The organism is Orenia marismortui DSM 5156 (assembly GCF_000379025.1).
GTDB lineage: Bacteria > Bacillota > Halanaerobiia > Halobacteroidales > Halobacteroidaceae > Orenia > Orenia marismortui.
This window is the reverse complement of record NZ_KB900618.1, coordinates 190,314-210,877: the sequence shown is the minus strand read 5'-3', so window position 1 is coordinate 210,877 and position 20,564 is coordinate 190,314. Positions and strand designations below refer to the sequence as shown.

Genomic DNA, 20,564 nt, shown 5'->3' with positions numbered 1-20,564 from the left:
ATTATTAATTAGATTAAGGAGGGTAAAATGAAGAGTTATCTAATAACTGGTGGTGCGGGATTTATCGGTAGCAATTTTGTAAAGTATATGCTTGAAAAATATAATACCAGAAAAGATATTAAACTAATTGTATTAGATAAGCTTAGTTATGCCGGTAACCTTGATAATTTAATATATATTATGAATGAAATTAAATTTATTAAAGGTGACATTGCTAATAGAGATTTGATTGAATATATTTTTGCCGAATATAATATAGATTATCTAATAAATTTTGCAGCAGAATCCCATGTGGATAAATCTATCAAAGACCCACAGCTTTTTATAGAGACTAATGTATTGGGAACTCAAAATTTATTAGATATTTCTAAAGAGTTTTGGAAGGTAGATGGCAGTAATTATAGAGCAGGGGTTAAATTTCTTCAGATTTCAACTGATGAAGTTTATGGTTCTTTAGAAGGTGAAGGATATTTTAGTGAAGAAACTGCCTTAGCTCCTAATAGTCCTTATGCTGCAAGCAAGGCAAGTGCAGATATGCTAGTTAGGGCATATCATCAAACTTATAATCTACCAATAAATATTACTCGTTGCTCTAATAATTATGGCCCATATCAATTTCCAGAAAAGTTAATCCCTTTGTTCGTTACTAATGCTGTAGATGATAAAGAATTGCCTATATATGGTGAAGGTAAGAATATAAGAGATTGGATTTATGTTAGAGATCATTGCCAAGCAATAGATTTAGTATTGCAACAAGGCAAGAGTGGAGAAGTATATAATATTGGTGCTAATAATGAAAGGACAAATCTTGAAATTACCAAAATTATTTTACAGTTACTTGATAAATCAGATTCTTTGATTACTTATGTCAGCGATAGATTAGGCCATGACTACAGGTATGCTATTGATGCTAGTAAGATTAAAAATGATTTAGATTGGGAGGTAGAATATAGCTTTGAAACAGGAATTAAAGAGACTGTTCAATGGTATTTAGATAATGAAGATTGGTGGAGAAGGGTTCAAGATGGAGAATATCAAAGATCTTATCAACCTGAAAAAATTATGAATAAAAATCTTGGTGTGAATGATCTTAAAAAGACAGAAATATAATTGATAGAAAGATACAATTTTTAAATATTTGAGAATTAATTTATAATATTTTAAAGTATAAAGGATTTTTGATCATTTATTAGTGCTAATTAATCTGTAATTGAGTTTAATTCTGTTTTAAATTTTAAAATTATTAAGCAGGTGAGAATGATGAGAGTTTTAATTACTGGGGGAAGTGGTTTGCTGGGGACAGAGTTAAAGTTATCCTTAGAAGAGGACTATGAAATTTATGCTTGGGATAAAAAAGAGCTAGATATTACTTTTGCTCAAGAAGCCATAGCTAAGATAGTTGATTTGAACCCAGATTTAGTAATTCATACTGCTGCTTACACAGATGCTGATGCTTGTGAGATAAATATAGATTTAGCCTATCAGATAAATGCTTATGGAAGTAGAAATATAGCAGTTGCCTGTCAAGAATCTAATGCTGAAATGATCTATATTAGTAGTGACTATATCTTTGATGGTAAGAAAGGTAAAGCTTATTGTGAGTTTGATAGCCCTAACCCACTTAATATCTATGGTAAAAGCAAGTTAGCAGGCGAAGAATTTGTGAAGAGTTTAGTAAATAAGTACTTTATCGTTAGAACTGCTTGGCTATATGGGAAATATGGTAATAATTTTGTCAAAACAATGTTAAGGCTATCTACTGAAGAAGATGTTTTAACTGTTGTCAATGATCAGATAGGATCTCCTACCTATACTAAAGATTTAGTTCAAGCCATTAAAGAATTGATTGGAAGTAAACTATATGGAACTTATCATCTGACTAATGTAGGAGAAGTATCTTGGTATCAATTTGCAAAAAAGATTTTCGAGTATAGCAATATAGAAATTGAAGTAAATGCTGTAAGCTCTCAAGAATTTATCAGAGCAGCCACTAGACCAAAGTATTCTGCTTTAAATAATTATTCTTTAAAACAGGGACTAGGATATCAGATGAGAGATTGGAAGGTTGCTTTAAGAGATTATTTGCATAATGGCTAAAGTGAAATTTTTATTTGATTAATAGATTGGTCTTATAATTGCTTAATATTTTTGTTAGTTGGATTAATAAAAATTATCAAGAAGATACTATAATCTCTTAGGAAGGAGGAATAGATGAAAGCATTATTTTTACCACTAATCTACACGAATTATCACTAATAAATAATCAATATTTTTCATAGTCTATCTTTTTACTACTCTTATTGGTGTATATTTATAATCATTTACTTCAAGACTAATTACTCAGTCGATAAAAACTATCTCTTTGGGTTTGACCGATAATTCGACCTGGCATAGCCTAAAATAACCCTTGGTGAGATTTTAATTTTTATACTTCTCTTCAGATGTGTAGTTTTTTATTATTTCTTGAATTTATATTTTATCTGTGTGTATCTGTGGTTAACTATCTTTTGATTTTGTTTTTATTTCACTTTAGGGTTTGACATCTATATAGTCATCGCACTTTAGAATGAAATTTATAGATAAAGCGACATTTCAGTAACTAGTGACAAGTGAAGACTAAGCAGTAAATAACTTAACTTGTCATTTGTTATTAGTTACTAGTTACTTGGATATATAATAGAGTTTTTAAGAGTTTAAAATGTTTGGAGAGTAAAACTAAATTATAAAGAGTAAGGAGAGGTAAGGAGATGACTATTCTGCAAGATGAGAATATAAGAAATAAAAAGATTTTTATTTTAGGAACTGGTAGATCAGGTACACATTGGCTTGCTTACATTTTAGCAAATCATCCTAATATAAGAGCTACTATTGAAGAGCCCATTATATTTGATTTGGTAACTAAGATGGCTCTTAATGAAGATTTAAGAGCAGAAAATTTCCCTAAATTAATTAAGTTATATTGTGAAGAAGCAAAAAAATCTTTTCCAAAAGATTATTTAGATAAGAGTCACCCAAATCTATGGCTTGCTGAAGATTTAGCACAGATTTTCCCAAGAGCTTTTTTTATTGCTATTCAAAGAAATCCTTATGCTACAGTTGCTAGTATGTTAAAGCATCAAGGAGTACTTTATTGGCATAAGAACTGGCGTGATTTTCCTGTACCTAATTCGTTTTTAGGGATTGATAAATCTAATGTAGAACAATATGAAGATCTATCAATAACAACTCAATGTGCTTTGAGATGGAGGGCTCATAAAGAGCGTTTAGAATATTTACAGGATATTTTAGGATCTAAATTACATGTAGTTTATTATAGAGATCTTATAGTAGAGACTGAAAGGGAATTGAATAAACTCAATGAATTTTTAGAGTTATCTATCCCTTTAGCAAGACCTAGAGTTAAAGAAGCATCATTGAATAAATGGCGTTTAGAACTTTCTGCACAAGAATGTCAAGAGATTGAGAAAGTTGTAAGGCATAAGGCTGATTATTATTATGAAGATATAGAGGGATATAACTAGGTGATTTATTTTATTAAGTAAGAAGAGAAGTTGAGATGATAACTATTTTTATAAGAAGGGAGGGCTAACTTTGCGAAGGGCTGTAGTTGTATTTGTTGAAGATAAAAGATCACTTAAGTTACAGTTCCGATCTTTGTATCAATCTTATAAATATATAAATAGTAAAGATACAGACTTAGTAGTATTTGCTACTGAAGATGCTTTAAGATGGATACCACAGGATTGTATTAAGGTGGAATATGATATTTTAAGAGATCCACCGGAATTTTTAAACTATCGATTTATTAACTCAATTAGCTGTTTAGTTGGTGAGCAAGCTGATTTTTTAGATGAATATGATCTTATCTTAAGAACAGATGCAGATACTTTCTTAACCCCAGCTTGGAATTCATTTTATCCTGACTTATATACAGTAGGTCAAGGTGGTTATGTAAATAATGATGAGGTAAGAGAAAATATTAGAAGGGTAGCCAATCATTTTGAACTTAGACATCAAGGAGTTCATAATCTAGGTTCAACCCATTATGGTAAAGCTAAATTACTAAGGGAAGTTTCTCGTTTAGCAGTATCAATAGCAGAATATTTATTGACCCATGATTTTAAAAATAGTGAAGGAGCATGGCCTGGGTGGTATGCTGGAGTAACAACTATGTATAGTTGTGAGCTTGCAGTTAATCATTTGGTAGATGAATTTAAGATTGATGGTAGAAAACTCGATTATGGTAGTGCTTCTGATGAGTCAATTGCTAATCATCCTCATATTCATTGTTGGCATACTAATAATATGTTTTCTAAGTTTCAGTTTGAAGCAGGAAATTATGATGATCTATCTATAGAAAATTTAGATATTGATAAAGTTAATAATTATTGTTTATATATGGCTTTAAAATCCAAAGATAAAAACCATAGCTTATAAGCTATGGTTTTTATTAGATAAGTGGTATTGATATTTCTCTTGCTAAATAAGCTATATATCGATTAATGAAATCATCATTAACTCTTAAGATAAAGTCAAAGGAGTTCAAAAATTTTAATAAAGCTAAAGGGCTTAGTTTTTTATAAAAAAACTTAATAGAATCAGATTCAATCTGTTCTAATTCTATAGTTGCTTTTATTTTTGTTGATACTTGTTCAGTTAAGAAGTAATTCTTCGGTATCCAGATATAAATTTTCTCTGTGTTAGATATCTGTTCTAATGCTGAGTTTAATGTATTTTTCCACTGTGATCTAGGATTATTCCAATCAGCTATTAATAGTAATCTATCTTTATCTTCAACTTGATCTATTAAGGGAGGCTCTAGTTCTGCAAACTCTTCTATTTTTATAGGAAAGTAATGCTCTTTTCGATTATAAGCCAGATTAGCAATAATATCTTCTCTAGATTTATATTTCCCATGGGGTTTTAAATTCCATTTCAATGAAAACTTCTGGTGGTTTGCTCCTAAGGCACAATTAAGGTGGTGAACTTCTTGGTTGAAAGTAATGGTTCCTAGATGATAGACAAAAGAACTACCAGTGATGGCTAATTTATATCCTGCTAGTGATATTCTAAGTGATAAATCATCATCATCACAGATTCCAATCCCAAACCACAAATCATTACCGCCAATCTTATCATAGACTTCTCTTTTGATTGTATAACAAGCTCCAATAATACGTAGAGGATAGGTGATTTTTTGACTGTTTTTTTTGATGAATTTATTAGAAAAGTCGCATATTTCTTTAAAACTATCAAGTTTAACCCCTACATTCTGAGGACCACAGGCATAGGAGAGATATGGAGCAACCATTCCAATATCTTCATTTTTTTCTGTAGTATTGGATAATCCATCAAACCAACCTGGTGGAAAGATCAAATCATTATTTAAGACTGTGATAATTTCTCCTCTACATTCTGCTAAACCTAGATTAATACCTACTGGATATCCCATATTTTCTTTTAAATTAACAGCTATAATTTCAATTGGATTATTTTTATAATATTTTTTTAATTTTTCAATACCACTAGCTGTTTCATCAGTTGATCCGTTATTAACAATAATTAATTCAATCCCCCTTTCTTTATGCTTATCATTTAGGGAGTTGATTAGAGAATTGATAGCCTCTTTAGACATTTGCCAATTGTTATAACATAGGATAAAAAAACTATAATAAGGCATTTCTACACCTCCTTATCTCTTTAAATTCAATTTAATGCATATATTATCTCCTTAGTAAGATAAAAGGGCAGTTTTGGAGATGGGAGATAGGTGCTAGGTATTAGGAAAAACTACCTACCCCTAACTCCTATAACCTAACTAATAGTACCCTAAAATATAAACCTACTTCTCTAAAAGTGGTTCTAACTGATTCTTCCAAATCCATTGTGGGCTATATCGTTTTCTAACCATAGTCTTAGCATAGAGTACATTGTTTTGTCTGATCATATTTACTATTATCTCTCCGTGTTCTTGATAATAAGCTTCTTCTGATGGTTGATAGTTTTCTGAAGTATCGAAGCCATAATTTCTTGCATCCCATCTCATAAAGTAAGCATTGAGTTTCTTGCCAAGCTCTTCTAATGCCGGCACAGCTTCATTTAAGACCAGGAAATTACCCCTACTTGCTGCTTCAAGCACTGTCAAACCAAAGGATTCTGAATAAGAAGGACAGATGAAGAGATTAGATAAGCTAAATAATTCTAAAACTGTCTTTCTAGGAATACCGTGAGGATATCCTATATCAGATGTAAATAAGATATCTTCTTCAGTTAAACCACAAGAAAAACCTGACTCTTTTATAATTCTTTTATAAAGCTTTGGTTTAATATCGGCAGATTTGAAATCACAGAAGATGACTTTAACATCTTGTTCAGATTGGGTTTTAATGGCTCCTGCAAGAGCAGCAACCTTTTCAAACTTTTTGCCAGTAGTCAATCTACCAGGATATACTATTAAAATATCTGACGAGAAAATATCAAAATTTTCAGCGATAAGTTGAATTTCTTCACTCATATCTTCTAAGAGATTTAAGCTATTATTCACCACACGACATCTTCCTTCAGGAACCGCGTATTGCTTAGCAAGAGCAGGGATTCCGGAATAAGTAGGATAGACATAGGTGGTATTAGGCATAGGGCTGTATCTGGCAGATAAAGGCCAATCCTTTTTTGGTGGATGATTAGCAGGAAAAGAATGAGTGAAAGCAATAAATTTTAGATTAGGTAATTTTTCTTGTGCCTTTCTAATAGCTATATTATGTATTAAATGCCATCCTTGATAGTGGATATCATGCATAATACAAAAGTCTACATCTGATAATTTATTTACTAAATCTTCTGCTATTACCTCAGCTTCATCGAAGAAGCTTTCATGCACTTTTCCTTCTGCTTGAGAATAGTCATGCCAATGAATCTGTTCACCATCAATACTATTACTAACCTTAACCCATTCAATTCTTTCATCTTTAAAGATTCCATAACGATCATTATCTGGACAATGTTCACTAACTAGCACTTTAGTTTTAATGTTATTATTAAGTAGCATTTTTAATTGTTCAGCTACTACATTTACTAGAGAATAGGTAGTACTAAGTCCATTGAACATCGTTAAAATAGCCACTTTCATTAGACCTTCCTCCTTTATTCTATCTAATTCATAATATATCTATATTAAAGTTATTATTAAATAATGTGTTTGGGATAGAGTTGATTTTAAGAATTTATTGGAAATTTATTAGATGATAATTGCTCTTATCTCCCTTTACACAGATAGAGAATTAACCAACAAAGCATGGTATTAATTGTAAAATTAAAGGGGGTAACTTTAGAATATAATTAAATAGATAGAGATTGAGAAATTTTCGGCACTAGGAGATAGGTGCTAGGTATTAGGAAAAACTAACTCCCAACTCCTATCACCTAAAGCCCAAAATATATCCATTAATTCCCACTTTGTAATTGGATATTTATAGAAGATCCTTTGGCCTTGAAATTTAAAATTAAATATTAAGAGTGTAATAAGGAGGTATAAGATGGGAAAATTAATAATTATCCTAGCTATTTTATTAACTACCTTATTACTGTTAAATATGCCCTTGCAAGCCAAGGAATTAAAGATTATAATAGATAATCAGATAGAGCAGAAACAGATAATTTTAAAAGAAGGAAGATCTATTGAAGGATATGGAGGTTTTAGTTTAAATCAATATTCATTAACAGAAATAAATAACTATATAAAAGATAAGAAGCTTGAGGAATTAGAATTAGGCTATGGTATATTTCTAGGGTGTAAAAAGTGGTTATCAGAAGATCTTGCTGTAGGTGGAGAAATAGAGTGTATTATAGCTAAGTCTGATAATGCTAATAATTTAGCAAAAGCCTCGGCAATTGGTTATTTGGGAACGATTAGCTATAGATTTAATCAGTGTTTATCCAGTCAAATTAGTGGAGGTCTATACTCAGCCAATCTTAGGCTCAAGGGAATAGATGATATATCTGAGTCTAATAGTGCTTATGGTTTTAAAGTGGGGCTAGGTTTAGAGGCTCCAATAGATCTCAATATTATTAGCTTGAAAGCTAGAATTGCTTATAGAAGACTTAAGGTAGGGCTTGAAAATCCAAGACTGAAAAATATGGATTTCAGTGGGATTGAAACAGGAGTTATATTAGATATTAAATTTTAATAAGACTAAAGCCAAGTAATTATTTCTTTTCAATTCAGGATATTCCTGAATTTTTTTGTTTTAGTATAATACAATTATAACTTAGTCACTTATGACTAGAAATAAAATAAAAAATAGAATAGCTAAATTTAATAATATCAAAAAATCATTTTAATCATTCTCAAAGTGAATATTATCAGAAAGCACTTAATTTAAGTGGAGATAAGTTATTAAATAAAAAAGTTTAAAATTATTAAGCTATTTAATCTATATAAATTAGCAGTTGTGTTAATAATCAAATGTTGGAGAGTATAGTTATTATTTAAGAAATAATAAATAGATATAGAGATAAAACTAAGAACTAATAAATAAAAGATTAATTTGATAATAGAAGAAATAATTTGATTTAATAGATTTAGCATAGCATCTACTCCTTTTGATGATTTAAAGCTAGTCTTTCTATTAGCAATTAATTTTATTCATAACAGAAGGACACAGAATTAATTCTGTGTCCTATATATATTATCTATTATAAATTCTTATTGTTTTTTATTTTGTTCATTTTGCCCCACTTTAAATTGAGGTTCTTGGCTTTCAACATAATTAACACGATTTCGTAATTCATTTACAACATTTGCAACCTGTTGAGCTTGCTTATTATACATATCTTGTGCCATCTTATCTTGAGTACTTTGAGCAAATCCCTCTAAAGTAACTCTAGCACCTTCTAATCCATTAAGAGCTTGATGCAAATCTTGACCTATTGTCATTAACTTTTCACCTCCTCTCTAATACATTAATAGGATATCCTTTGGCTTAGGAAATATAAGATGTATATTAATATAATAGAGCAAGGATATTCCATGCGTTTTGATGAATAAACAGGAAATTCCTTATGAGTAAAGAAGATATTAATTATAAAATAGAAGAAAGATGATAATAATATAAATGAAAGGAGCTTATAATAATGAAAATTATAATTCCATTGGCTAATGGTTGTGAAGAGATAGAAGCAATTACTAATATTGATGTTTTGCGTAGAGCCGGAGTAGAAGTAGAGACTATTTCTTTAAAGGGTTTAGAAGTAAAAGGAGCGCATAATATTATAATTAAAGCCGATAAGAAGATAGATGAGCTTAATATAGAAGAAGTTGGAGGAATAATATTACCTGGAGGAATGCCAGGAGCTGCTAATTTAAGAGATGATAAAAGAATTATTAATATAGTACAGAAATTAGATCAAAAAAATGGATTAATTGCAGCTATCTGTGCTGCTCCAATAGTTTTAGAGGCAGCAGGAGTGATAAAGGATAGACCAGCTACTAGTTATCCCGGATTTGGTCAAGAGATGGAATCTTGTACTTATCTCCAAGATAGAGTTGTAGTTGACGATAATTTAATTACAGGGCGTGGGCCTGGGGTAGCTTTAGAATTTGCTTTAAAAATTGTAGAGCTTTTAGTAAATAAAGAAAAAGCAGAAGAAATTAAAGCAGAGATGATAAGTAATTTCTAGTCGCATAAATTAAATAAGAACCAAAGATTTTAGTAGCCACGGTTAAAAACCGTGGTATTGTTTTTATTATAGAAAAAAGTTATAAAATGTAAACTGTATGGGTTCATTTATGCTAATTTCATAAAATTTTGACAGTACAATTTTTTTGTGCTATTATTGAGAAAAAACAATAATATACATCAGAAAGGGGAAAATAAGATGAAAAGTACTAAGAATTTAGCATTAGGTGGACTATTAATTGCTTTGGTAACTATAGGAACAATGACTATTAATGTACCTATGCCTGCTACAAATGGCTATATTAATATTGGAGATAGTATGATCTTTATGATTGCTATTTTATTTGGATCAAGATTTGGGCTTTTAGCAGGTGGAATTGGTTCTGCATTAGCTGATATATTTTTAGGCTATACTCACTGGGCTTTGCCAACTCTGATTATTAAAGGGTTAGAAGGCTTTATTGTAGGTAAAATTGCTGTTGAGAAGACTAGTGAAAGTTCTTTTGAAATTAGAGATATTATAGCAGTATTAGTTGGTGGAACTTGGATGGTAGCAGGTTATTATCTTGGAGGAGCAATTTTAAAAGGAAGTTGGCTAGCTCCTTTAGATAGTGTAGGAGGGAATATTATTCAAGCTATTGGCGGAGGAGTAATTGCTTATCCTATTATATTTGCTATTTTAAAGACAAGTATTGTCAAAGTAATTAAAGAAAATTAATGATGATTTATAATTCATATTTTGAAAGGTGATATTAATGAAAGCTGGTAAGATTGATATTGGAAATTTAAAGGAATTAATTTTAGATCAAATTTCAACAAGTAATCAAGATGTACTAGTTAGACCCAAAATTGGAGAAGATTCTGCAGTAATTGATTTTGGAGAATTTGTTGCTGTAATGTCTACAGATCCTATTACTGGAGTTAAGGAAGGGATGGGAAATTTAGCAGTTAATGTAGCTTGTAATGATATTGCTGCTAATGGAGCTAAAGCTATTGGTATTCAGCAAGCTTTATTAGTTCCACCATCTACTAGCGAAGAAGAGATTATAGCAATTATTAAAGATATCAATCAAGCTGCTCAAAAGCTAGAGATAGATATTTTGGGAGGACATACAGAAGTAACTGATATTGTAGATAAGCCTTTAGTAGTTTGTACTGCAATAGGTAAAACTACCAAAGAAAAATATATTACCTCTTCTGGAGCCAAAGTAGGTGATGATATTGTAGTTACTAAATGGACTGGTTTAGAAGGGACAGCTATTTTAGCTAATGATTATTATGAAAGCTTATTGAATTTAGGTGTTAGTGATGAATTATTACAAGCAGGGCAAGCATTAAGCCAAGAATTAAGTGTTATGGCTGAAGGGCTATTGTCAGCTGAATTTGGAGTTAGTGCAATGCATGATGTTACTGAAGGTGGCTTATATGGTTCAGTTTTTGAAATGTCAATAGCAGCAGAATGTGGATTTATAATTGAAGAAGATTTAGTTCCACTTCATAAGGCGACAAAGGCTATTGCTGAGAAGTTGGAGATTAATCCTTATCATTTAATTGGCTCAGGGATGATGATAATTACAACTGCTTGTGGTCAAGAATTGGTCAAAGAATTAAAGTCAGAGGGAATTAAGGCTACAATTATAGGAAAGATTACTAAAAGTGATAGAATAATTAAAAAAGAAAAAGAAGAGATCAAGCTTACTAATGCACCTCAAGATGAACTATGGAGATTTTTAGCTGAAAATTAAATTTATAAATGATAGTGGATAGTACTAATTGGTGCTATCTCTTTTTATTTTTTGGAATTGTTCATTGAATTATCAGTCTAGATCCTATTGTTTTTTGTCTAATTTTTTGCTTTTAACATTATTGATATGGAATCTTTATAGCTTTCTACATAGTGTCCTATATTTAGCTGAGCTTTGAAATCTAAATTATTCTTGTACTGAATTAGATAATATTATATACTTGTTTTGAGAAATTAATAATTACTTAAAAAAGAAGTTGAATGGGAGGCAGATTGATGAAGTTATCATTACCTAAAAGTTATAATAGAAAAATTTCAAGGGCTATAGCAGAGTTTGATTTAATAGAAGAAGGAGATAATATTTTAGTTGGATTTTCAGGTGGTAAGGATAGCGCATTTTTATTATATGCTTTGGCTATTTTACAGAAGAGTATGGCGATTGATTTTAAAGTTAGTGCCTTGACCATTGATTTAGGCTTTGAAGATGATGCAGATTTTTCTGAGATGGAAGAATATTGTTCTAAACTAGATCTACCATACCATATTGAAAGGACTAAGATAGCAGATGTAATTACTGATGAAAATACTAAGAACCCATGTTCTAAATGTGCCTATTTTCGTAAAGGATCTATTTCAGAGTTTATGAGTAAACATGGCTATAATAAGATTGCTTATGGTCACCATTATGATGATGCTGTAGAAACCTTTTTGATGAGTATTATTTACTCTGGACAGATAAAGACTTTTGAGCCTAAAAGTTATTTGAGTAATAGTGATATTCATGTGATTAGACCTTTGATTTATTTACGAGAAGAAGAGATTATAAAGGCTAAGGAAATTACTGAGTATAATCCAGTTGCTAGTCCTTGTCCCCATGATGGTGAAACTAAGAGAGAAGAGATTAAACAGCTGATTAAAAGTTTTGATGATAGCCAACAGATCTTTTATAACGTAGCTTCAGCTATGAGAGAAGGAAATAAGATAGAGTTATGGCCAGAGGAATTAAATAATAAAGAGATATTGGAACGAAGCAGAAAGTTGTGGAATAGAGTTTAGGTTTTATATTAACTATGTGAATTACAAGCTATTCCACTTAATAAAGATCCCCCTCTTAATTTAAGAGGGGGATCTGCTTATACCTCAACTAATAATAATTTAATATCTATTCTAAATTTAGATATCTATAACTCAATATCTATATTAACAGAGAAGTTGATATTATTATCTTTCTCTTCTTTTTCTTTCTTTAGTTTGCTATAGAAATGACTAGGGTTAAATGGCTTACCTCTTCCAGATTTCTTAATTCTTTCTCCAGTATTCCTATTATAATAGGAATACTCATATTTATTAGCAGGGTATTTTACTTCTAACCTTTCTATAATACCGAAATGTTTGTTCTCATACTTATATTCATACTTATTTTTCTTAATTTCAATCTTTTTTTGAATAGCTAATCTTTTATCTTCATATGTATATTCATATTTATTTTTTTTGCTGCTGATTTTTTCATTGAATCTGCCTCTTCTCTCCCTACTATAATTTTTTCTACCTAAGGGTAGTGAAAGTCTTGAATGGGTTGGATGCTTAAATCTTAAGATTCCATCTTCAAGAATAATAGGTGGGATTCCAAAATACCATGCTAGTTTACTCCAATCTGCTTTGTTCTTAACAATAAAGCTGATTTCACTCTTAGTTATAGGTCGATTAGAAGCAGAGTATAGATAAAATATCAAACTCATCTCTTCAGAGCTTAAGCCTAATCTAGCAAAATAATCTATCTTCTCCTGTTCAACCCTAAAGTTATCTGTTAAGAATTTAGTATCTTTATCTTTTGAATAGAATTTCTTCTTATGCCCTTTATTTTTAAATTTCTTTCCTTTATTTTTCTTGGCTAGTGTGGCAGTAGAAAATAAAGAGGTGATTAGAATAGGAATTACAAGTAATGATAATAATCTTTTATTCATTATATTGATCACAACCTTTCAACTTTTATATAATTAGCTATTTACATAGATATATTTAATTGTAACAGGATAGAGGAAGAAAAGTTATGGAAGTTTCGACCATTCAATTCTCTTCAACTAAAGAATATTTATTATTGTATTCAAAAGTTGCATGATCATTAATAATAAAGAAGTAACAATGATAAAGAAATTAGATATTTTGTTTAGATAAATCAGCTTGAGCCTATAAAAACACTAAAATTTAAAGTATAAATGAAGGGGAATTGTAGCTAATAATGAAATATTAATTAAAAGAATAGCTAATTATTTTTTAATCAGAAAACTATATTATAGCTATCAGAATCTAGCGTGTCACTTCTTACTGTCCTTTTATAGTAGATCTTCAACCTTTAGAATGAAATTCAAATATATCATTATATATAGATAAAGCGACAATTTCGGAGTTAGGAGCTAGGACATAGAAAGATCTCACTAACTCCTATGACCTATGCCTATCACCTAAAAGTGTCACTTTAAACTGGACATCTATATAAGCAAATTAAACTTAGAAGATGCGAGGTGATCTCTTATTATAGTTTATTGATAGTCTGCTGGAGTCCCCCAGTATTCTTTACGATCAAAATAGGGGTAAACAGATTCAAAGTGTATATAAATCGGTGCTTGAGTTAAGACTGGATGAGCTTTAAATAGTTCTTTATCACCATAAACAATAGCTTCTAAAGCCAAGGGAAGTTCTCTAATAAAAATTCTGTTTCGAACTGCTGAATTAATAAAGCCACCATTATTATCTACTTGCACAGTAGCTTTAAGTATATATTGATTATCCGATAAGGTCCATTCTGCTAGAACCTCATCTCTCATTGGAGAAATTTTGTCATAAGCATAACTTAGTCCGATAGTTAAAAATAGTTCTGCTGTGACATCAGAATGGGTCAATGTATATTTCCTAGAAATGATAGGATTTGTCGGAGTAACTCCATCTCTAAACTCTACAAATAATTTATCAGGATTTAATCTTTTCAGCTTCTAAACCTCCTTTTTAAATACTATTTATATTAGTTTATGAATTTAAAATTATTTAGTGCATTGTTGACCTGTCTAATAACTATGAAAAAGTAGAATAGAATTAGGATATAGGATATAGGATATAGGATATAGGACATAGGACATAGGACATAGGACATAGGACATAGGACATAGGACATAGGACATAGGAACTAGATAAACCCTAACTCCTAAGCCCTAACACCGAAAAGTGTCGCACTATATCCATTAAATTTTGCTTTAAACTGGGATAATTATAAGAAAGAAGGTAGGATAAAATGAAATTAAAAAAATTAACAGAGAATGTTTATTATATCAAGGCTAAGACAAATATAGGAGTTATTAAGGATGATAATCAAGCTATTTTAATTGATTCTGGCTTAGATGATAGTATAGCTAAAAAGATTTTAAGGATACTTGAAGAGAATGATCTTAAATTGAAGGCGATTATTAATACTCATAGTCATGCTGACCACTATGGTGCTAATGCTTATTTGCAGAAGAAGACAGGAGCAGAAGTATATGCTTTTAGAATGGAATCAGCTGTAATTAAATATCCGTATTTAGAGCCATTAACGTTCTTTTCTGGCGCTAATCCTATTGGAGATTTAAAGAATAAATTCTTAATGTCTGATCCTTCTGAAGTTGACTATGTAATAGCTGAACAGGAAGATAAGTTAATCTTTGATAATTTGGAGCTAGAGGTAGTTAATTTGCAGGGCCACTCTGTAAATCAAATTGGTATTGGAGTAGAAGGTGTATTATTCTGTGGAGATGCCATCTTTTCAGAAGAATTAATTAAGAAGCATAAACTGCTTTATTATATGGATATAGGAAAACAGAAGGCTACTTTAAATTTTCTTAAGAGGAGTAATTATGATATATATATTTCTTCACATATTAGAGAAATTGATAATATTGTAGAAATTTCTGATCAAAATCTAGCTTATATTAATCAGATTGAAGCTGCTATCTTAGAGATTTTAAGCAGCAGAAAAAGAACTGAAGAGGTCTTTAAAGAATTATGTGATAAATATTCACTAGAACTTAAAGGTAGTCAACAATATTATCTGATGAAGACGGTAGTTATGGCTTATCTTTCTTATTTGTATGAAGAAGATAAGTTAAGGAATAATATTGTTGATAACTATTTATATTGGGAACTTAAATAATAAATTAATAGTTGCTTGTTAATAAATATAACATAAAAAAATTTAATAAATTAAATTTTTTCCTATAAGCCACAGGTTTAAACCTGTGGCTTGAATTAATTAGTAAAACTTTTTTATTTATTTACGATTCTAACTCTGATTTAATATATCCTGTTTGATCTAAAGCAACTAATTTACCAAAGATTTGTGCTGTTACAAAGGCATCATCGGTAGCGCGATGATGGTTAAATTCTAAGTCCAAATAATCAGCTACTATATTCAGCTTATGACTATCTAGCTGAGGCAAGATCTTTCTAGCTAGTCTTACTGTATCTAAGTAATCATTTTTTAAAACAGCTCTATTAGAGTTAGTTAATTCATTATTTATAAATCTAAGATCAAAATTACTAGGACTGTGGAAGATAAGGATACTATCTTCTACAAAATCTATGAATTCATCAAGTATATCCTCAATAAAAGGGGCATCTTTAACCATTTCATTTGTAATACCTGTTAAGTTTTGAATAAATGAATTTATCTTTCTTTTAGGATTGACTAAACTACTAAAAATATCTGCAACTTTGCCATTTTCAATCTTTATAGCACCAATTTCGGTTATTTTATCTTGATTACTTGTTCCTGTAGTTTCTAGGTCAAAAACTATGAATTTATTCTTAGTTACTGGATGATCATCTTTTATAATTTGTTGACCTATATGTTGATCTTCTTCTTTGCCACCGATAAATTTGATTAATCTTTTCTTATGTTCTTCTTTTTCTAAATTAAAGACAGGAATTCCATAATAATTAGCAATAGAGATAGCTTGAGCAGTAATTCCTTTTTTAGAATTGTTTTCCTGATGACTAATACAACCATCATTAGTCCAACAGATTAGAAAGTCACAAGGAGTACATAAATCAATTCCTAAAATTTGATAGGGTATTCTAGCTAATAAATCTTTATTTTTTTCAACATCTATATCTTTTAAATTGAATTTATCAATAAAATCAAGAGTATATTCAAAACTTTGTGAGGGTAAATATAGTTCTTTATTTTTTGAATTATTAACACCTGTTTCAAAGGATTTCGATATTATTCCACTACTATTACTACGCAAAATATAACCTTCTTCTTCTAATTTCTGCGCTATTTTGCTCATAAGTTCTGTTATTTCTTGTGGTGGATTGTTCTCTCCTATACCAACATAAAACTTGGGCCTTTCTTCAGATTTTAATATATTATATAGATCGGTATAGATCTCTTTTTCTATTTTTGATCTACTTTCTTGATTTTCTAATAGATCTTCTAGTTGTTCAGATAGCTCATTTTTACTGGTTTTCCAATCATAGGTTTCATTCCATAGTGAGATCATTTGATCGATTTCTTTATACTTATTATATTTATCTTCGAAAAATTTATTTTTTGTAAACTCTAATGTCTTTTTAAGTGATTTCTTTTTTAGCTTAATATATTTTAACATTTTAGAACTCCTTTCTCTTATATTATAGATTATAACATAGAAGGCTATTTGTCTATTAGTTTCAATATATATTTTTATAATAACTTTCTTTATATAGATAGTTATTATATCAAATTATGAAGTGAGTAAGATAATAATTTAGTCATCAACCTACAATAAGTAGTATAACTTTTTAAGAGTAATAGCTAATCCATAAAAAATCTATATTAGCAAAAATATGTAATAAAAAATGGTTTAGTTACATAATAATTACAATATGGTTTTTATACAAATTTAGTGGAATGATTTTATTTTTTTTAATTTTCTTGTGTTTTTTAGAAGGAATTTTATGTAAAAACGAGAACTACTTTTATTAGAAACTTTTTACTAAAATTAAATATTTAAAAAATCATAAAAATCATGGAGGTAGAGATATGGTCACTTTAAAACAATCAGAAATAAATCAGCTATTGAATGCTCAAACTAAAAATCCTCATCAATTTTTAGGAATTAACCAGCTAGATCAAGATAATGTAGTAATTAGAGTTTTTGAACCTTATGCTAAAAGAATTTTTGTAGAATCTGAATTTTTAGATAATGAGATAGAATTAGACTTGATAAATGGCCAGGGGTTATTTGAGAAAGTAATTAAATCTACAGAATTATTTGATTATAAATTAAATTATGAAGGATATAATGGAGAAAAATGGAGCAGAAAAGATTCTTACTCCTTTGCACCAATCTTATCTGACTATGATTTATATCTATTTAGTGAGGGTAATCATCATCGTGTTTATGATAAGATGGGAGCACATGTTATTACAAATGAAGGAGTTGAGGGGACGAGTTTTACAGTTTGGGCACCAGAAGCTGAGAGAGTTAGTGTAATAGGCAGCTTTAATAATTGGGATGGTAGAGTTCATCAAATGAGAATGTTAGGGCATTCAGGGGTTTGGGAAATATTTATTCCACATATAAAAGAAGGTGATCTATATCGCTTTGAAATTTTAACTAAAGAAGAATATATTGTAGTAAAATCTGATCCTTATGCTTTTTATACTGAAATGCGTCCAGCCAATGCTTCTATTGTTTATGATTATAACGGCAAATATGAATGGGAAGATCAAGATTGGATGGAAAAAAGGTCAGAAATTAATTGGTTAGAAGAGCCAATTTCAGTTTATGAGGTTAACTTAGCTTCTTGGGCTAGAGTACCAGAAGAAGGGAATAGATTTTTAACTTATAGAGAATTAGCTGATAAGCTTGTAGATTATGTTAAAGATCATAATTATACACATGTTGAATTAATGCCAATAGCAGAACATCCTCTTGATGAATCCTGGGGTTATCAAGTAACTGGTTATTTCTCTACAACTAGTAGATTTGGTAAACCAGAAGATTTAATGTACTTAATTGATGGATTCCATAAAAATGATATCGGTGTAATTTTAGACTGGGTTCCAGGACATTTTCCTAAAGATCCACATGGTTTAGGGAGATTTGATGGTTCAGCTTTATATGAACACTTAGATCCAAGGCTAGGAGAACATCAAGATTGGGGAACATATATCTTCAATTATGGTAGAAATGAAGTTAAAAATTTCTTGATTTCTAATGCTCTTTATTGGTTAGATAAGTTTCATATAGATGGATTAAGGGTAGACGCTGTAGCCTCTATGGTTTATTTAGATTATAGTAGAGAAGAAGGGGAATGGATTCCAAATAAATATGGAGGTCGAGAAAACTTAGAAGCAATAGAGTTTTTACAATATTTCAATTCAATAACTCATGAATATTATCCAGGAATCTTAACAATTGCTGAAGAATCTACTGCTTTTGAAGGAGTATCAAAACCTACCTATCTAGGTGGTTTAGGATTCTCTATGAAATGGAATATGGGATGGATGAATGATTCTTTAGAATATATAGAAAAAGATCCTATTTATAGGAAGTATCATCATAATAATTTAACTTTTCCTTTAGTTTATGCTTTTAATGAAAACTTTATGTTGGTATTATCTCATGATGAAGTAGTCCATGGCAAAGGCTCAATGATTAATAAGATGCCAGGTGGTTATTGGCAGAAGTTTGCTAATTTACGTCTGTTTTATTCTTATATGTTTGCTCATCCAGGTAAAAATTTATTATTCATGGGTGGAGATTTTGGGCAATGGAAGGAATGGAAGGATACACAGAGTTTAGATTGGAATCTATTAGAATATGAGCCACATCAGAAATTACTAGATTTTATCAGAGATTTAAATAGTACTTACCAAGTTGAAAAGGCTTTATGGGAGATAGACTTTAGTTATGATGGGTTTGAGTGGATAAGTTGTGATGATGTAGATAATAGTGTGCTTTCATTTGTGAGAAAGGGTAAGAAGCCTGATGAATTGATAGTTTGTGTATTTAACTTTACTCCGATGGAAAGGCATAATTATAGATTAGGAGTTCCTAAAGCAGGCTATTATGAAGAAATATTGAATACTGATGCTGAACAGTATTGGGGTAGTAATTTAGGAAATATGGGGGGAGTTTGGTCAGAATCTATTCCATGGCAAGATAGAGCAGATTCTATCTCTGTAAAGTTACCTCCTTTAGGTGGTTTATATTTCAAATATAAAAAATAATAACTACAAATAAACATTTAATATTAAAGTCTTTCTAATCTTTTGATTGGAAAGACTTTTTTTATTTGATATAGTCTAGATAATATTAGTCAATTATGACTATATCAAAAATATTTTAAACAAAATCAAGAATCATTATCAAAAAAAGAGGATAATTATATTTTCTGTATAACATATAATATAATGCATAGGAAAATAATAATTTTAATTTTTAATCTAATTATATAGTTATAATAGGGGTGATAATAATGAAAGTTAAAGAACCATTTAATGCATTTAGTCATTTCTTTGGAGCTTTATTGTCTATAACTGCTTTAGTGTTATTAGTTTATTATGCTAATCAGCAGGCAAGCAGTTGGCATGTTGTATCCTTTTCAATTTTTGGTATTAGTTTAATACTGCTTTATACAGCTAGTACTATTTATCATTGGTTACCATTGTCTCCTAAAGGAGAAAGAATTCTTAAAAGAATCGACCATATGATGATTTATGTCTTAATAGCTGGAAGTTATACTCCGATCTGTTTAATTCCATTACGAGGAGTATGGGGTTGGAGTCTGTTAATTAGTATTTGGGTAATTGCTATTTTAGGTATTATAATGAAGGCATTTTGGCTAGATGCTCCACGTTGGTTATCTACAGCCTTTTATTTAATTATGGGATGGCTAGTAGTTATAGCATTCTTGCCAATGATTAAAACAATTCCTGCAGCTGGATTGTGGTGGTTACTGGCAGGTGGAATTTTTTATACAATTGGTGGGGTTATTTATGGAAGTAAAAAACCAGATTTTCTATCAAAATATTTAGGATTTCATGAGATATTCCATCTCTTCGTATTAGCAGGTAGTATCTCTCATTTCTGGTTAATGTATAGATATATTTTACATTTAAGATAATA

The 20,564-nt window shown here is 30.0% G+C and carries 18 protein-coding genes; 12 read left to right on the top strand and 6 right to left on the bottom strand.

Annotated elements, in window-relative coordinates; all coding sequences use genetic code 11:
* Window positions 1-27: 27 nt before the first annotated feature.
* From rfbB to OREMA_RS0107005, 4 genes are all read left to right on the top strand, one after another.
* The gene (gene rfbB, locus OREMA_RS0107020; RefSeq protein ID WP_018248562.1) at window positions 28-1,110 is read left to right on the top strand and encodes a dTDP-glucose 4,6-dehydratase; all 1,083 of its coding nucleotides are present in this window, start codon (window positions 28-30) and stop codon (window positions 1,108-1,110) included.
* 150 nt (window positions 1,111-1,260) lie between these two features.
* On the top strand, window positions 1,261-2,097 hold the full coding sequence (gene rfbD, locus OREMA_RS0107015; protein WP_018248561.1) for a dTDP-4-dehydrorhamnose reductase: 837 nt from the start codon (window positions 1,261-1,263) through the stop codon (window positions 2,095-2,097).
* Between the two features lie 650 nt (window positions 2,098-2,747).
* The gene (locus OREMA_RS0107010) at window positions 2,748-3,521 is read left to right on the top strand and encodes a sulfotransferase family protein (RefSeq protein ID WP_018248560.1); all 774 of its coding nucleotides are present in this window, start codon (window positions 2,748-2,750) and stop codon (window positions 3,519-3,521) included.
* A 70-nt stretch (window positions 3,522-3,591) separates the two neighbouring features.
* A complete protein-coding gene (locus tag OREMA_RS0107005; protein ID WP_018248559.1) occupies window positions 3,592-4,437 on the top strand; it encodes a DUF7164 domain-containing protein in 846 nt (281 codons plus the stop codon).
* Between the two features lie 13 nt (window positions 4,438-4,450).
* On the opposite strand, the gene OREMA_RS0107000 is transcribed toward OREMA_RS0107005, so the two are convergent.
* On the bottom strand, window positions 4,451-5,680 hold the full coding sequence (locus OREMA_RS0107000) for a glycosyltransferase family 2 protein (protein WP_018248558.1): 1,230 nt from the start codon (window positions 5,678-5,680) through the stop codon (window positions 4,451-4,453).
* Window positions 5,681-5,842: 162 nt separating this feature from the next.
* On the bottom strand, window positions 5,843-7,126 hold the full coding sequence (locus tag OREMA_RS0106995) for a glycosyltransferase (protein ID WP_018248557.1): 1,284 nt from the start codon (window positions 7,124-7,126) through the stop codon (window positions 5,843-5,845).
* A 406-nt stretch (window positions 7,127-7,532) separates the two neighbouring features.
* Between OREMA_RS0106995 and OREMA_RS0106990 the strand changes: the two genes are divergently transcribed.
* A complete protein-coding gene (locus tag OREMA_RS0106990; RefSeq protein WP_018248556.1) occupies window positions 7,533-8,183 on the top strand; it encodes a hypothetical protein in 651 nt (216 codons plus the stop codon).
* Window positions 8,184-8,701: 518 nt separating this feature from the next.
* On the opposite strand, the gene OREMA_RS0106980 is transcribed toward OREMA_RS0106990, so the two are convergent.
* Window positions 8,702-8,932 (bottom strand): DUF1657 domain-containing protein, encoded by a 231-nt coding sequence (locus OREMA_RS0106980; protein ID WP_018248554.1) that lies wholly within the window; start codon window positions 8,930-8,932, stop codon window positions 8,702-8,704.
* Between the two features lie 197 nt (window positions 8,933-9,129).
* Here OREMA_RS0106980 and OREMA_RS0106975 point away from each other — a divergent pair, with 197 nt between their 5' ends.
* The 4 genes from OREMA_RS0106975 to OREMA_RS0106960 all read left to right on the top strand — a co-directional run bounded on the left by OREMA_RS0106975 (window position 9,130) and on the right by OREMA_RS0106960 (window position 12,474).
* Window positions 9,130-9,675: a DJ-1 family glyoxalase III gene (locus OREMA_RS0106975; protein ID WP_018248553.1), complete on the top strand. Its 546-nt coding sequence runs from the start codon at window positions 9,130-9,132 to the stop codon at window positions 9,673-9,675.
* A gap of 198 nt (window positions 9,676-9,873) precedes the next feature.
* Window positions 9,874-10,392 carry an ECF transporter S component gene (locus tag OREMA_RS0106970; RefSeq protein WP_018248552.1) on the top strand — a complete coding sequence of 173 codons (519 nt, stop codon included), beginning with the start codon at window positions 9,874-9,876 and terminating at the stop codon, window positions 10,390-10,392.
* 37 nt (window positions 10,393-10,429) lie between these two features.
* The gene (locus OREMA_RS0106965) at window positions 10,430-11,419 is read left to right on the top strand and encodes an AIR synthase family protein (protein WP_018248551.1); all 990 of its coding nucleotides are present in this window, start codon (window positions 10,430-10,432) and stop codon (window positions 11,417-11,419) included.
* A gap of 275 nt (window positions 11,420-11,694) precedes the next feature.
* A complete protein-coding gene (locus OREMA_RS0106960; protein ID WP_018248550.1) occupies window positions 11,695-12,474 on the top strand; it encodes a tRNA 2-thiocytidine(32) synthetase TtcA in 780 nt (259 codons plus the stop codon).
* Window positions 12,475-12,599: 125 nt separating this feature from the next.
* Here the strand turns inward: OREMA_RS0106960 and OREMA_RS0106955 are convergent, their stop codons facing one another.
* On the bottom strand, window positions 12,600-13,382 hold the full coding sequence (locus OREMA_RS0106955; protein ID WP_018248549.1) for a hypothetical protein: 783 nt from the start codon (window positions 13,380-13,382) through the stop codon (window positions 12,600-12,602).
* A 576-nt stretch (window positions 13,383-13,958) separates the two neighbouring features.
* On the bottom strand, window positions 13,959-14,405 hold the full coding sequence (locus OREMA_RS0106950) for a staygreen family protein (protein WP_026188937.1): 447 nt from the start codon (window positions 14,403-14,405) through the stop codon (window positions 13,959-13,961).
* A 299-nt stretch (window positions 14,406-14,704) separates the two neighbouring features.
* On the opposite strand from OREMA_RS0106950, the gene OREMA_RS0106945 reads away from it, so the two are divergent.
* On the top strand, window positions 14,705-15,598 hold the full coding sequence (locus tag OREMA_RS0106945) for an MBL fold metallo-hydrolase (protein ID WP_018248547.1): 894 nt from the start codon (window positions 14,705-14,707) through the stop codon (window positions 15,596-15,598).
* A gap of 121 nt (window positions 15,599-15,719) precedes the next feature.
* Here the strand turns inward: OREMA_RS0106945 and OREMA_RS18280 are convergent, their stop codons facing one another.
* Window positions 15,720-17,057, bottom strand: a complete 1,338-nt coding sequence (locus tag OREMA_RS18280) for a 3'-5' exonuclease (RefSeq protein WP_018248546.1) — start codon at window positions 17,055-17,057, stop codon at window positions 15,720-15,722.
* 413 nt (window positions 17,058-17,470) lie between these two features.
* Here OREMA_RS18280 and glgB point away from each other — a divergent pair, with 413 nt between their 5' ends.
* Both glgB and trhA read left to right on the top strand, forming a co-directional pair.
* Window positions 17,471-19,666: a 1,4-alpha-glucan branching protein GlgB gene (glgB, locus tag OREMA_RS0106930; protein WP_018248545.1), complete on the top strand. Its 2,196-nt coding sequence runs from the start codon at window positions 17,471-17,473 to the stop codon at window positions 19,664-19,666.
* A gap of 242 nt (window positions 19,667-19,908) precedes the next feature.
* Entirely contained in the window at window positions 19,909-20,562 is a 654-nt protein-coding gene (gene trhA / locus OREMA_RS0106925; RefSeq protein WP_040657345.1) for a PAQR family membrane homeostasis protein TrhA, read from the top strand.
* Window positions 20,563-20,564: the final 2 nt, after the last annotated feature.

Excerpts from the sequence above, each read along its gene's own strand:
- rfbB (WP_018248562.1), top strand. The coding sequence starts at position 28 with ATGAAGAGTTATCTAATAACTGGTGGTGCGGGATTTATCGGTAGCAAT.
- rfbD (WP_018248561.1), top strand. The coding sequence starts at position 1,261 with ATGAGAGTTTTAATTACTGGGGGAAGTGGTTTGCTGGGGACAGAGTTA.
- OREMA_RS0107010 (WP_018248560.1), top strand. The coding sequence starts at position 2,748 with ATGACTATTCTGCAAGATGAGAATATAAGAAATAAAAAGATTTTTATT.
- OREMA_RS0107000 (WP_018248558.1), bottom strand. The coding sequence starts at position 5,680 with ATGCCTTATTATAGTTTTTTTATCCTATGTTATAACAATTGGCAAATG.
- OREMA_RS0106995 (WP_018248557.1), bottom strand. The coding sequence starts at position 7,126 with ATGAAAGTGGCTATTTTAACGATGTTCAATGGACTTAGTACTACCTAT.
- OREMA_RS0106990 (WP_018248556.1), top strand. The coding sequence starts at position 7,533 with ATGGGAAAATTAATAATTATCCTAGCTATTTTATTAACTACCTTATTA.
- OREMA_RS0106980 (WP_018248554.1), bottom strand. The coding sequence starts at position 8,932 with ATGACAATAGGTCAAGATTTGCATCAAGCTCTTAATGGATTAGAAGGT.
- OREMA_RS0106975 (WP_018248553.1), top strand. The coding sequence starts at position 9,130 with ATGAAAATTATAATTCCATTGGCTAATGGTTGTGAAGAGATAGAAGCA.
- OREMA_RS0106970 (WP_018248552.1), top strand. The coding sequence starts at position 9,874 with ATGAAAAGTACTAAGAATTTAGCATTAGGTGGACTATTAATTGCTTTG.
- OREMA_RS0106965 (WP_018248551.1), top strand. The coding sequence starts at position 10,430 with ATGAAAGCTGGTAAGATTGATATTGGAAATTTAAAGGAATTAATTTTA.
- OREMA_RS0106960 (WP_018248550.1), top strand. The coding sequence starts at position 11,695 with ATGAAGTTATCATTACCTAAAAGTTATAATAGAAAAATTTCAAGGGCT.
- OREMA_RS0106955 (WP_018248549.1), bottom strand. The coding sequence starts at position 13,382 with ATGAATAAAAGATTATTATCATTACTTGTAATTCCTATTCTAATCACC.
- OREMA_RS0106945 (WP_018248547.1), top strand. The coding sequence starts at position 14,705 with ATGAAATTAAAAAAATTAACAGAGAATGTTTATTATATCAAGGCTAAG.
- OREMA_RS18280 (WP_018248546.1), bottom strand. The coding sequence starts at position 17,057 with ATGTTAAAATATATTAAGCTAAAAAAGAAATCACTTAAAAAGACATTA.
- glgB (WP_018248545.1), top strand. The coding sequence starts at position 17,471 with ATGGTCACTTTAAAACAATCAGAAATAAATCAGCTATTGAATGCTCAA.